The organism is Oscillospiraceae bacterium, from assembly GCA_031265355.1.
In the GTDB taxonomy this organism is placed as follows: domain Bacteria; phylum Bacillota; class Clostridia; order Oscillospirales; family UBA929; genus JAIRTA01.
In genome coordinates, this window is the sequence record JAISCT010000003.1 from 23264 (window position 1) to 37522 (window position 14259).

At 59.3% G+C, this 14259-nt stretch carries 4 protein-coding genes; 1 reads left to right on the forward strand and 3 read right to left on the reverse strand.

What is annotated here, in order from left to right; all coding sequences use genetic code 11:
• Positions 1-132: 132 nt before the first annotated feature.
• Together LBK75_00500 and LBK75_00505 are read right to left on the reverse strand one after the other, a co-directional pair.
• Positions 133-4200 carry a hypothetical protein gene (locus tag LBK75_00500; GenBank protein ID MDR1156777.1) on the reverse strand — a complete coding sequence of 1356 codons (4068 nt, stop codon included), beginning with the start codon at positions 4198-4200 and terminating at the stop codon, positions 133-135.
• Positions 4201-4675: 475 nt separating this feature from the next.
• Complete coding sequence (locus tag LBK75_00505; GenBank protein MDR1156778.1) at positions 4676-9901, reverse strand: DUF4982 domain-containing protein; 5226 nt, start codon at positions 9899-9901, stop codon at positions 4676-4678.
• Between the two features lie 433 nt (positions 9902-10334).
• Here LBK75_00505 and LBK75_00510 point away from each other — a divergent pair, with 433 nt between their 5' ends.
• Positions 10335-11015 (forward strand): recombinase family protein, encoded by a 681-nt coding sequence (locus tag LBK75_00510; GenBank protein MDR1156779.1) that lies wholly within the window; start codon positions 10335-10337, stop codon positions 11013-11015.
• Between the two features lie 4 nt (positions 11016-11019).
• Here LBK75_00510 and LBK75_00515 read toward each other — a convergent pair whose 3' ends face one another.
• A complete protein-coding gene (locus LBK75_00515) occupies positions 11020-14223 on the reverse strand; it encodes a family 10 glycosylhydrolase (GenBank protein ID MDR1156780.1) in 3204 nt (1067 codons plus the stop codon).
• Positions 14224-14259: the final 36 nt, after the last annotated feature.

The window sequence follows — 14259 nt, forward strand, 5'->3', positions numbered from 1 at the left end:
CTGTTGTCTCTGTCATGCTTGTGATACTTTCTCCCAGTATTTGGATGTTATCGTTTAGAGCTAGCGTGGGTTGCACCTGCAACCCACAACCCAAATTCTTGTTTTTTGTTGCCGCTTCGCGGCAACAAGGTACTAATAAACGGCAGGGGCGCAAAGCGGAATATAGCTGTCATCTTCCCAAATGAACGCCCTCACCAAACCGTCGCCGAACGGCACCGCGATACGCGCCTGTTCCATACCGTCGACCTCTGCCGACACTTGATTCTTGAGAACTTCTTTCAGCACGCCATCGTTGTCATACACCGCGAGAATGCACAACGCGTCCAGTCTCTCCTCGGAGTGGTTGACGAGCGTGAAATCAGCGGAAATTGTATCTTCTTCCCGGTTTATTTCTACCGCCGTGGCAGGAATGATTTCGCCAACCGAACTCACCTTAAAGTAGTCATAGGAAACGTTCATCGGTCCGTATGCGGACACGTTAGCGCTCTGGTGCATCGCAACCACGCCGACTTTGACGGGCGCCGAGACAGTCGGGCTAAAGGTGATGGGATTCGCCGCGACCTGCGTGCTTGACGCAAGCCTAGACGGTTTCCAATCCTTCCCGTTGTTGGAGAAGTAGCCCAGATAGGTATTGCCCTTCTTTTCGATCCTCAGCCAGATCTGATCCCGATCGACGCCGGCCGCCCTCTCACTCACATCCTTGTAATAGTTTAGGTGGCTGGTTTGGGTGCCGCCTTGCTCTCTCAGGAACTCGACCGCGTGGGTTCCTTGCTGAAGGTTACCAGTCGTTGCGCGCATCTTCCAGGCCAGCATGAGATAGTTCTGGTCGTCCAGATAAACGATGATGCCGCCCTGCTCGTTGTTTACCATGGGCCTTCTGGAGAAGTTGACTTTGGATTCAATGACCCAGTCCCCAGCGGGCGCCTCCTGCAAAATGATGTTTTTGGCGGTGTTGGCGGTTCCGCGCAGATCGCCCGCCTCTGAGGTAATCGTCAGGGAGCCCGGGTTGGAAGTCAGATCCCATGCGGCGGCATTCTCACGCACCACGGACCATTTTTCGTTCAGAGAACTGCCATGGAAATCTTCCGTGCTGTTGCCGGAGGTCCCAAGAGCGACCGTGTAGGTGTTGACAGGGGCTCCATTGTTGGTTACGCTGATGGTCGCCGTGCTGGGAACCGTGTTGTTCTGCTCAATCGTGACCGTCGCCGCGGAATCGTTTGCCGCCGCCGCAAGCACCGGCGCGGCGCTGGCGGTGTAAACATAGTACTGATTTTTGCTTGCTTTAAAGGATTCCAGAGCCTTTCCGTCGATGGTAATGCCCGCCAAAGTGGTGTCGTACTGGAACTTGAAGGTATAGTTTTGAACGAGCTTGCCAAAGTAATCTGTTTTTGTCACTTTCACGACAGCGGTGTCGTTCATGTCAGCCGGCTGCTTGATGATCGTGTATTCGGCGTCCTCCGCATAGGGAATGACACGGTCGATGGCCGGCACTGTGGTACCGTAAGGGACATAAATGGTATACGGCCTTGTTCCCACGCCGGATTTCGGGAAGTTGAAGCCGCTAATGGCGGTGGCGGGCACTGGGTCGGTGCCATTGCCGGATGTTTTGGAGGTGGTGCCGTAATTCAGATCAAACCCGCCCTGTATATGGCCGGCGACTTCGACTTTGATGGAAAGCGGAGCGGTGTCGGTCGGCAAATCGCGTCCGTTTACGATACACCAGTATTCAGCCGCCTTGTCTCTCCATACAGCCATGTCATATTCCTGACCTACCAGCTTTTGCATGGTATGCGCCCAGCGGTAGTGGTCAATCTTGCTTTCCAGAGCCGCCCACGTTTCCCTGAGATTGGTCGCGTACTGCACGGCCATCTGGGGCTTGTATATCAGTTCTTCCCAGAGCGTCTTGCCGTTTTTCATGATATGATCCCAAGGCACATGGTGGAACGTAAGCAGGTACTCCTCCGGACAGGTTTCAATATTCGAAAATATCTCTGTCAGCGGAGAGTAGAACTGGTTTACCAGCGGGTAGAGCTTCTCCTCGTAGCTCCCCGGCTCCGGCACGGGCAGGAGATCCGCAATGCGCCCTTCCACCGTCCTGCGGAAACCGATGCCGTCTTTCATTGCCTTGTTGTAATAAGAAGGCGTCCAGTCGTCCTGGCTGGCGGAAAAATCCCAATGACCCGGCGAATAGTGCTCGACGCTGGAGGCGCCGTTTTGCCCCTGCTGGTGCATCAGACCGAGTGTGCTCTGGCTGGCGGCCACCGCTTCGCGGGAACCCATCATCATATCCACGACGGTTTCCACGATGTCGTTATCGTTGGACCATGTCATCCTTGTCCACTCTTCGGCGATGTCCTCGGAGTTGAGCGTCCAGTTCCAGGCCTGGCGTCCGAAGGTGTAGGTGTTGGCCTGCAGGAAGTTGTGGCCGGTGATGGTCTCATGGTCGCCCATGTTGTTGACGCCCACCATGGCGCTGTCGGAATGCCCCTGCGCGGAGCCGTCGAGGACGGCGCCAACCGGTGTGTACGAGTCCGGGCCGTTGGCGTATGTATTGGCTTTCAGCACTTCTTCGTACATCGGCCCCAAGAAGGTCATATACGTGGTGTGGCCAAGATATTCCATGGTGATCTGGAATTCGACAGCCTGGTTGGTATTGGGCATGCGACCGAACATCGGGTGGAAGATCTCACGCGCCTGGAAGTCCAGCGGCCCGTTCTTCGTCTGGACAAAGACATGATCCGGATACAGGTTTTTGTCGTCGGCTTCCGCGAACTCCATGTAAGCGCGGTTCAGACGGTCGTTGTCCACCTCGGCGTTGTACACGAAGGAGCGCCAGAACACCGTAATGCCCTTGCCTTCCAGCGCGCCGGTGTTCAAATATTTCGCCATATTGTTGGCGCCGAAATCGTGTGTGTCGCCATAGTCCTGCGGGCCGGCCTGGCCCTCCGAGTTGGCCTTTACCGTGTACCCCGCGAAGTCAGGGATACGCTTTAAGATCTGCAGGGTTTTTGTATACCACCACTGCGCGTAAGCGTCACTGTGAATCGTCGTCACGTTGGCGGCGCCGATGCTGATGGTGTCGTCGGCCCAGACTCTTTTGCCTGGGTTGCCGCCGTTGGCGGCGGTTACCTGGGTGCCGTTCTGATTGGGAAGGGCGAGCGTGGGCGCGCCGTAGTTGGTCGAAAGGCAGAGCTTGATGCCGTAGGGCCGCAACAGATCAGCCAACGCGGCCTCCTGGCGGATCACGTACTCCGAGATATACGCGGAATTGGAATTGACGTTGTTTAGGTTGAACTCGTTGATGCCGACCGAAGCCAGCGCACGGGCCGCCACAACATATCTGTCCAGGATCATGGGCAGAAGAACCGCCCCGCTGGCAGCGTTGCTGTGGGCGTTGTTGCCGGTGAGACTGGAGCCCGGAATCGAAAGATCCCAGTTGAAGAGGAATCCGCTCTCGCCGTTCAGGCCGTTTTTACCAGTACCGGTCTCGTTGCTGCCGGCATACAGGCGTTCCTTGTCCCAGCTGTTGATGCGGCGATGGTTGATCTTGGGGAAATCGGAGATGTTCAGGTTGACGATAGGCGCCTGGGTCTGCATCAGCCGCAGGAAAGCGTAGGTCCCGTAAAGCGCGCCTACCTCGGTGTTGCCGGCAATGATCGTGGCGGCCTTATCATCCACCGTGACGGAACGGACGATGTAACCCTCATCGCCAACCTCCGCGAGCGCGCTGCCAAGATCCAGACCGGCAATGATGCTGGACGTGGCCGGCGTGCCAACGACAAGAGCGCCGTCGGCCAGTTCGGCTGCTGCCGGAACCGCTCCGCCCAGCATGCCTTTGAACGCGAGATCCAACTCAATACGGGCCGCGCCAAGGGTGGTTTGGGGGATGAGTTGAACGGAACCTTCCGGCTGCCGGAGTCCTTTGAATCCGTATGATTCTTCAAACACATCGGTATCGGAGAAGTGGAACAGCTCTGCGGCGTTGTCCTCCGGCACGACAATGCTTTTGACGGTGTTCTTGTAGGACTGCAGCAGAGCGGGATCCTCTATCGGCACGTATCTCAGCCACATGTCGGAACCATTGTAGTCATCGGCTGAGCCGGTAAGCGTATCCGCCGACATCGGAATCGCCGCAAACGAGTTCACGGGAATGATAAGTATCAGCGCTACAACGAGTGATAGAAATCTCTTTCCGTTCATATTTATATGGTACCTCCCTTACGCAATACGATTCTCTTTCTCATACGGGTACCTCTCCCTTCGGCTATCCCCTCCCTTGAGATCCGCCAAAAAACAGTCTTGCCGTCCGGCTTGTCTGTTTCCCACCGAACCCTTGCCCGGATTTGTGCGCTGCGCGTTCTGAAACATCCTGCACGCCGCTGTCCCCGTCTTCACCGGTCCGCTTCCGGCACACCGGCAAAGGGTTGATGCCCTGCACAGACAAGAACCACTGGAACGACGACCTCGGCACCGACAAGCCGACAAATTGGGTAAATTACACAATTAAACCTGCCTCGTCCTCATAATAACACAAGAATACTAGTATGTCAATATCTTTTTATCTATGTGAATCCAAAAATATAGCAATATATTCGTTCAAAATATACAAAGCAACGGGCTTCCCGCAAGATATGGCTATACGAGAAGCCCGTCATATATTTACCGCCAAACGCGGCTACGGCGCACGGGTAACGACAATGTCGTCGATGCAAACGGTGGCGTTCTGGTTATTGGCTTTGCCCACGGCAATACCCCAAATCGCGCCGCCGGCCGTCGCAATCGGATAGCGGTAGGGTATATTGTCCGCGATATGCCTGCCGTCTATCCACAGCGAGTACGTCTGTGCCGAAACGTCCATTAGCGCCTTGACGCTTACCCATCTGCCCGCCGCCCAGTCGCTGACGACCTCATGATTCGTATTGGACGTGCCTCCGGTGCGGTAGTTGATAGTCGTACCTCTTTGCTTGATGACCGTAAAAGCCGCGTCAGAAGCCGCACCGCCCGCGCCGCTGCCGCCGACGATGGAGATGCTGGCGTCATTGGCGACGGGATCGGGCAGCCACTTAAATTCAATCTGAAGCGAGCCGCTTGCTACAGGATTGAACTGGAATACGGCCTTCGTGTCCGCGCTCGGGCTATACAGGGCGAAGCAGTTGTCGCCCGGCGCCCGCTCCACGATGTTCACCGTGGCGTTCGACGGATTAAGCAGCTTGGTCATTTCCGGCAGGGCCGGATATGGCAAGGACGTGCCCAAACTGCCCGCCGCCAAGCCATTAAAATCAACGTCCAACAGACTGACGGGGCCGGGCTGCGCCGCCGTGACCGTCACTTCGAAGGACTGCTCCCTCGTCCTGCTTTGATCGTCCGTGGCCGTGACGGTCAGCGTCGCGGAGCCGGGCGCTGTACCTGTGACGACCAGCTTTCTGGACGAGCCCGTTCCCACAATCCGTGCCGCCGCGGTGGCCGGGTCGGAGGACTGCACGTCCAGCGCTATGTCGGACGGGGCGTAAACAAGAGCAATTTCCGTCTCATAATCGGCGCCCGCCTCGACGTACTGGTTCGCTATCGGGCCCAAGCTGAACGAGTCGATAGGCGTTATGATAACGTCGTCATAATAGATGTCGTTGTCGGCCCCGGACTGGCGCGTTCCGATGATAACATGGTTGATCTTTTTACCCTGGCTTGACGTCGTAAAGGGTATGTCCGTGCCGTACTGCACGCCGTTGATGACGACATCGTACCTCCTCGTGTCAGCGTCCACAATAAGTTCGATCTCGTGCCACGCCCTGGCGGCGAGGACGGGGCCTATCTTTGTCTGGTTCGAACTGCTGCCGCCGACAGACCGGTACATGAACTGGCCTTCGTGAATGTAAGTTTCGATCATATAATAATCCGGTACGGTCGCGTCCGAAAGCGGCGGGCCGTCGTGCAGCACCATGCGCTGGTATTGCAGCCTCGTACCCGTCGTATTCTCATAAACCTTCCATTTTACGGAATATTTGCCCGTAAGCAGCGGCGAAAACTTGCGACTGGCCAACGCGTAGGCGCCGGTTTCTTTGTCCACCAGATGTACGGCCAGATTGTCCGCATGGCCGCCGCGCCCCATCGTTTCCACCGCTATCGTACGGTCGTCCGGCGCGGACAATATCCAGCCCTCCGGTTCCTCGTCGGGCTTCTGCTCTTCAAAGTCGTCGTAGAGGAACTCGCTTAGTATCCTGCGCTCCTTGGCGAATATGACGAACATGTTGCCCGGCTCGGAAGGATCCTCTTTGTTGCTGCTTATGTTGACGCTCTCTTCCCTGTCCATCTCGACGCGGTATATCGAATAGCTGTAGCCGCCGATCATGAGCTTGTCGCCTGTGGGTACGAAACCCTTGCGCTCGCTCACCAGATGGTCGGAAAGCAGCCAGCCCGGTTTTGTCACCAGCCTGTCGTCGTGCGCGACATACACGTTCATGTCGCGCCCCGCACTAAATCGCACCATGTCCTCGGCCTGGCCGTCCGCGTCGTCGTTCGGCGCGAATATATAGTCGCTGTTGATGAGGTACATGGGCAGCTTGCCGAATGTGAGAGCCTTGCGGGCTTCCTCGTCGCCGCCGCCCTTTTTATTCCAATCGTTGTACGCATATTCGTTTTGCGCGCCCGGGTTGACGACGGATGCCTCGAACTCCGCGTTGGGGCTGCCGTTTTTGCCCGTATACGCAAGCTCTTTGATAAGCGCGGACTTGATTTTGAGCGTATCGTTGACCGGAGGCGCGGGCGTACCGTCGAAATCGCCGTAGCCCGGGTAGCTCGCGTCGCTCAGGTCATAGCCGAATATTTCCGGCATATCCCCGCTCAAGCCGCCGCCGTTGCTCACAGGGACAGACGCAAGTGTCGCGGACGCAGGGGTTATGCCGGCGCCGCCCAAGGCGAGCGGCTTACCCGGCTGCGCGGCGCCTATGCCTATGACCGACGCGCCCAGGGTCAACTCGCCGGATTTTTCGGTCGTGCGTACGGCCACGCGGTTGATACCGGCCTCGATATACAGCTCGGTCTTCATGATCGTGTCTTCGATGCCGCTGTTATAGCCGCCTTGCCATATGCCTGTCCCGGCCTCCGCAAACTGGCTTATGTCAAACTGGATTTTCGCGTCCAGCGTCAGGCAGCGCCTGCCCTGCGCGTCAACGGCCTCAATGTCGAAGAGCGCCACATCGCCGCCGGCTTTCAGCCCGCCGGGGCCTTCGATGGCAGTTATCTTCAACGCGGCGGCCGGGCCATGCGTCTGTTTGGACTGCTCGCAAACCTTAACGCCGTTTTTGTCGTAGCCGACGGCCTTTATCTCCCCGGCTTCCCAGCCGACGTTTGGGAACGCGAAAAGGTATAAGTAGCTGGGCGACGCGTTGACGCCGACCAGCGTGTCGTTTACATACAGTTCCACCTTGGCGGCCGTGGACACGACGTTGATCGTCTTGGACACCCCGGCCTTATAGTTCCAGTGGCCGATGATGTGCAGCGAGGGCTCGCCGCCCCACATGACCCGAGACGCGTAATAAGACTCCTTTTCAAGTCTCACACCATCCACCTTGCCCGTCGTGCGGCTCATGTCGCTGACTGTACGCCCGTGGCTTGTGGAATCGGAGAAGATCCAGTCCGCACCGCCGGAGTGCCACGGCTGCATCATAGGCTGCCATTTCTGGACGGCATAAGCGGCCAGTCTTTCGGACGTCCAGTCCTTATAGTCGGCCAAGCCAACGCTGTGATAGTCCTCATACCCTGCGGTATACAGATCCCAGACTCTGCGCGGGGCCTCTGAGCGGTCATACTCGCTTTCGACTATGGGGTACCCGCTGCCGCGCCCGGATGTGTTGCCGTCCGTAGACTCGCACACCGTCATATACGGCAGCATAAACGACGCGCTCTCGCGGGCGGTGCGCTCCCGATTGCCGCTTGGGTCCCACTTCATGATGAGGTCATACATCGTCTGAATGTTGACGTTTGTCTGGCCCGTAATATAATCGGACGTGTTGGGCACCTGCTGGTTGGCGTATTCCCACAGCAGTATGCAGGGGTTGTTGCGATAATATATAAGCATATCTTGGAAGGCTTCGAGGCGCACCCTCATGCTCCGGTCGTAATACTGGTAGCCGGAGCCAAGCGTGCCCTCACTCTCCACACCCGGCTGAACGGTTATCATGCCGTATTGGTTGGAGACGTCTATCTGGGAGGGAGAACCGGCCACGTGACCCCAGCGGATATAGTTGCCGCCCGCGTCCTTCATCTGCTTGATGGTAAATTCCTGAAGCCAGTCCGGCAGGGCGGACGCGAGACCGGCCCACTCGTTTGTGGATTTCTGACCCCAACCGTGCAGCTTGACGTTATGGCCGTTGATCTGGAAACCATAGTCATAGCTGAATTCCCACGTGCGCACGCCGAGCGGCGTCGCCGTGGAGTCCACAACCTGGCCACCCATCTTGATATTTGTGACGACGCTATACAAATACGGATAATCCGGCGACCACAGTTTCGGATTCGTCAGCGTGAATGTAAGCACGGCCCTGCCACCCGCGATGTTGTCCGCGGATATGCCGGCGTCGGACGTTTTTTTGCCCGCCGGCAACGTCACACTCGTGGACTTCACCTCCACGACGTCGCCGTCCATGTCATAAATGACGGCCTCGTACTCAAATGTCTTGTCCTCGCCATACTCGTTGGCAATTTCCGCCTCGGCGGACACGCCGACAGACGAGAGATTCGGGGCCTCATTTTCCGTGTACACATACGTGCCTTGTGTCGCCAGGAAGCTGTAGAGCGGCAGCGTGATGTGCAGCGGGTCGGTCACGTACAGGTATAGGTTGCGGTATAGGCCGCCGTATGTGGGGTGCCAGTGCGAGTCGTGCCACGGCAGTACAAATTGGTCTTTGTCGGAAGAATTCCACTCGCCGAACGCTGTTGTGCGGTATGGGAACGTGTTGTCCACCAAAACGGCTATCACATTGTCGCCGCCGAAGTTGATATGCGGCGTAAGGTCGTAGCCGAAGGGGATAAAACCGTTCTCGCTTTTGCCCTCCAACTTCTCGCCGTTAAGCCACACCTCGGCGGACTGTCTGGCGGCCTCGAACTCAATGAACACTTTCTTTCCGGCCTCTATGGCGGGTATCGAGAAATGCTTGCGATACCACATTTTACCAGTATACATCCAGCGCTGGCCCTCGTGAGTGCCGTCCGGCAAGACGGCGCCGTCCGTGTCCAGTATCTTATCGCTGTAGCTGGGCAGTGTGGACCCCCGGGCGCGCGTGTATTTTGAGAACGCGTCCGCGTCGTTAGGGCTGTGGGGCAGGTTCACGCCACTCCACGCCGAGTCGTCAAAGCCGGGGGCCTCGGGGTTTTGCGCGGCGAAGAGGTATGTATGGTCGTTGGGGCCTTCCGGCTCCGCCTTCGCGAACTTCCAGCCCATGTTGAAATTGTGTTTTTGCCGACTCTCAGGCAATGCCGGCTCCGGCGGCTCTATGGCCGCGAAATCTGTGTCGGCCGCTGCCAGCGGCACACAATCCGCGTCCCAGGCAAAAGCTTTATATGTATAGCCTTTCTCCTCAGGGTAGCTCTCTGTTGCGGCCGCAAATTCGGCGGAGGCAAATCCGCCCGCCTTAGCCGCAAAATCTTTCGTTTCGGCGAAGGCAAGTGTGCCGTCGGCTGAGTAGGCGACCAAAACAAAGTTCCCCAAAAGGTCGCCTTCCGTATTGTTTTTCAGCGCCGCGCAAAATTTCCCCTCGCTTATCAGCGCGTCGAACACACAGCCCGGGGCGTCGGTTTCTGAAACGCCCGCCGCCAAAGCCGGCGCCAGCCCTGCAAACAAAGGGACAAGCATGGCGGCCATAAGCGCCACGGACAAGAATTTGCCGAAGAACTGTACTTTTTTCATATCCAAAAAATCCTCCTCACTATTTGCCGCCGGAACCACAAGCTCGACATCGAAAAATTGGGTAAAATACACAATTAAATCCAACTTATCCTCATAATAACATGAGAATACTAGTATGTCAATATCTTTTTATCTATGCGAATCCAATAACACAGAAATTTATTTATGCAATATATACACTTTTCGTTTTGAGGGGCACCGCACGCTTCTCACCGCATCCCTTTTTGTTCTCCACTCTCCGCCCGCACGGCGCCACAAAACAAGGCCCTCCGGCCACTACATCTTGTATATGCCTACAAGATACAGTGGCCGGAGGGTCTTCGAGCCAATCCGTCCGACGCCGCGCCGCGCCGCCCACAATTCCAAAAAGTCTTGCATTCTCTGGTTTTTCGCCGTATTCTTAGTAGTAACACACAGACAGGGAGGTCATGTGATGGAACATCAGAAAATTTTCGGTTACGCACGCGTTTCCAGCCGGGAACAAAACAGCGCCCGGCAGTTTGAGGCACTGAGGAACGCCGGCGTTATCCCCGGCCAGGTCTACTCGGACCAGGCCAGCGGCAAGGACTTTGAACGTACGGAGTACCAGGCGCTCAAGGCACGGCTCTGCGCGGGCGACATCCTTGTCGTTAAGAGCATCGACCGGCTTGGGCGCAACTACCACGAGATCATTGAGGAATGGAAGGCGCTCACAAAGGACTTGGGAGTGCACATTCGGGTGCTGGATCTGCCCTTGCTGGACACCACCAAGAGCGGCAAGGACCTGACCGGGACTTTCATCGCGGACATTGTGCTGCAGATTCTCTCCTATGTGGCGGAACAGGAGCGCGTCAACATTCGCCAGCGGCAGGCGGAGGGCATCGCGCTGGCCCGGGCGCAGGGCAAACACCTGGGCCGCCCTTACATCCCCAAACCCCCCAACTTCGACAAGGTCTACGAACACTGGCGGGCGGGGCATATCCCCGCGGCCAAGGCGCTCAAACAAACCGGGCTGAAGCGGAGTACCTTCGACCGCTTTGTCCGAGAGAAAAAAGCGGAAGCCGCCGCCCGGACCACATCCATAGTACCCGCCGCCGCACCGCCCGCGGCCCCTACGTGTCAAAACAGCCTGTGACGCATTACACTTGAAAATAGGCCAGTACTCCTTCGGCGAGGGCATGGGCCAGACGGCTTTGCGCCTTGTCATCGGCCATCCACTCGGCCTCGGCGGGGTTACAGAGGAAACCTGTTTCCACGATGAACGAGGGCGTCCAGGCGGGGCGCGCCACGTAGAGATTGGACTGGTGACTGCCCCGGCCGCCGCGCCCCAGGGCGGCCGGCACGAACTCGTAGAGCGTCTCGGCCGCGTCCCGCCCCACTCGGTTGCGGTACCAGGTGGAGAGTCCGGATATCTCCGACGCGTCCACGTTGCTGTCGAGGCTGTTGCCGTGGATAGACAGGAACAGATCGGGCCGGAGCGCGCGGCTCTGGGCGACGCGCGCGGCCAAGGACACCGTCGTATCCTCCGTGCGCGTCATAACGACGGTGGCGCCCAGCTGTTCGAGCTCCCAGCGCACCTTCGAGGCCGTATACAAATTGATTGTCTTCTCCGGAAGGCGATCCCCGAAGGGGCCCAGCGCACCGCTCTCTCCGCCGCCGTGGCCCGGATCGATCAGGACGACAAGACCGGCCAGCGGCTTCGCCCCGCCGCCGGCGCGCGGGTGACGCTTGATGTGGAGGATCAGCGTACCGTCTTTCGCGGCTGTCACATAGTAGCCGTCCAGTCGTTCACCCGCCCGGAGCGCACCTTTGTACACCGCATTGGCGCCGTTGCGCGCCGCCGTGAACGAGCCAAACGGCGTGTCCGCCGGGAGACTCACCGACGGCGGCGTCTCGGCGCCGTACACGGTGAATGTGAGCGTCTGGCCGTCGTATTCAACCTGGGTAGCGCTGCAGACGCTGCCGCTCAACGCGAGGGTGTCCCACCCCTGGCCCCGCGCGTAGACGGCGCCGGTCAACCGATTCACCAGCGCCTGCCGCTCCTCGGTGCGGGTGACGTCGTCGCCCGAGACCCAGCCGCCCATGGCCAGCCGCACCCAAGCGCCGCCGCCCGTGACGGCGGTGATATTGTCCCGCTGACCTTGACTGAGTTCTCCCTGCGGTCCGCCGGAGGTGGAGGCTTTGGCATAAACATAGGCGGTTTCCGACACAACCTGCGCGCAATAGGGCGCGCCCTCGGGCAAACACTTGACGACGCGCGCCGTCTGGGTACTCGTCCGCCCGTCGAGCATCATCTGATAGACGGGCGCACCCACCGTGACGACCTGCCCCGTGACATCGGTGTCCGGCAATGTGTAGTCGTATGCATAGGTAGTGGCGTAGTACCCGCCGCCCGCCGGCTGCTTTTTCACCGCCGGCTCCATCGGGAAGCTCTTGCCGCCCAGCGTCACCGTGACGCTCGCGCCGATGGGAGCCTTGCAGCGGAGTTTTATCGTCTCGCCCGGCCTGCCGTACTCCTCTCCGTCGGACGGGGCGCCGGATCCGGCCGCGATCTCGGCCTTGTCCATCCGCTCCGGCGAAGAGGAAGAGGACGGAGACGTCCGCGTGATCGTGACAGAGACGCTCCGGCTCCCCTGTTTAAACGTGAACTTGTTGGCCCCCTTCTCAAGCGGGAGCAGAACACCAAAAGCTCCGCCCGGGCCGCACCCGGCCACCGTTTGGCCGTTGACGGACAGTGCCTGCGCGGGGTCGGAGACGCCTAAGACGTAGTAACTATCGTCGGAGGTAGAGACGTTTTTCGAGGGACGACCCAGCGCCAGCGTCTTAAAATCCGCCGTCGGCATGACGAAAGGGGCGCCGGGCCCAGCCGAAACGGTGGCGGACGGCGCGACACTCTCTTGCCCTGCGCCTCGGTAGACGCCCTTCACCGCCCGGTAGAGCGCGCCTTTTTCGGCAAAAAAACCGTAACGAAAGTGCACGTCGCCCGCCACTTCGGGCGTGGCGGCGTTCATCGTGAGCTGTCTAACAATCTCATCCGCGCCGTACCACGGATCCGAGGGACTTTCCCCCGTGCCGGTGCGGTAATCGGCGTGGCCGACGTACAGGTCGACGCCGGTGTTCCGCACCACATCCCGCCACCAGTCAAGCAAGATCTGGTAGTCGGCCACGTCGTATCCTATGTGCCAATAGAGCTGCGGACAGATGTAATCAAGCCAACCGGACTTCACCCACCGCCGCGTATCGGCAAAGTGGGCCGAATAGGACTCCTGCCCCCGCGTATCGCTGCCGTCCTGCTGGGAGGCGCGGTTGGCCCAGATGCCGAACGGGCTGACACCGAACCGGCAGTTCGGCCGCAGGTCCTTGACCGTCCGCTGCGTGTCTTGGATCAGCCGATTTATGTTGTCGCGCCGCCAGTCGTCCTTTTGGGCAAAGCCCGCGCCGTGGGCGGCGTAGGCGGCGTCGTCCGGAAAGTCCGCGCCCGGATAAAAATAGTCATCGTAGTGGACGCCGTCGATCTCGTAGCGGCGGACGAGCTCCGCCACCCCGCTCACGATCAGCCGGCGTACATCGGGCAGGCCCGGGTTGTAATACAGTTTGCCGTCCCGGTAGGCCACCACCCAGTCCGGATGACGGCGGGCCGGGTTGTCCGCGGAGAGCGACGTCAGGTCGTGCCCGCCCGCGCCGCCCGCCGTGACGCGGAAGGGGTTAACCCACGCGTGCAGGGCCAGGCCGCGCCTGTGAGCCTCCTCCACCCAGAAGGCGAGCGGGTCAAAGTCCCCGGTCGGCGCCTGCCCCTGTGTCCCGGTCAAATTGGCCGACCATGGGAAGACCTCCGAGCGGTACAACGCGTCGCCGGTCGGGCGCACCTGCAAAATCACGGCATTGAAACCGACGTCCACGGCACCGTCCAAAATGCGGAGCGCCTCCTGTTTCAGCGCGTCCACCGCAAGGCCGGCCCGAGACGGGTAGTCCAAGTTCAGTACCGACGCCACCCAGACCGCGCGAAACGGGGCCGTCTCAGACGACGCCGGCGACGGCGGCGGTGGGGCCGACCCCACCGGCGGAGTCGTTTCGCTCTGCCCGCCAGCGGCGGGCAGACCGGGTTCGCCCGGCGTCTCGGCGGCGGGCTGGACCGAACCGGACGGGCTCTCGCCCTCCGGCCGTCCGGATGCCTCAGACCGCTCCGGCGGCTCTGGCGGCGCGGCGCTGCCCGACGGATGTAAATCCGCTCTTTCAGGCACGCTTTCCGGCGCGTAAGCAAAGAAGTAGACTCCGCCCGCCCCCAACACCAGCACGGCCAGCGCCGTAATCAGGCCCATCAAAATCTTCGCATTTCTCCGCATGGTAACCTCCTACAACCGGCACGGCTCCGCGCGGCC

Coding starts and splice junctions, on each gene's coding strand:
- LBK75_00500 (MDR1156777.1), bottom strand. CDS start 4,200: ATGAACGGAAAGAGATTTCTATCACTCGTTGTAGCGCTGATACTTATC.
- LBK75_00505 (MDR1156778.1), bottom strand. CDS start 9,901: ATGAAAAAAGTACAGTTCTTCGGCAAATTCTTGTCCGTGGCGCTTATG.
- LBK75_00510 (MDR1156779.1), top strand. CDS start 10,335: ATGGAACATCAGAAAATTTTCGGTTACGCACGCGTTTCCAGCCGGGAA.
- LBK75_00515 (MDR1156780.1), bottom strand. CDS start 14,223: ATGCGGAGAAATGCGAAGATTTTGATGGGCCTGATTACGGCGCTGGCC.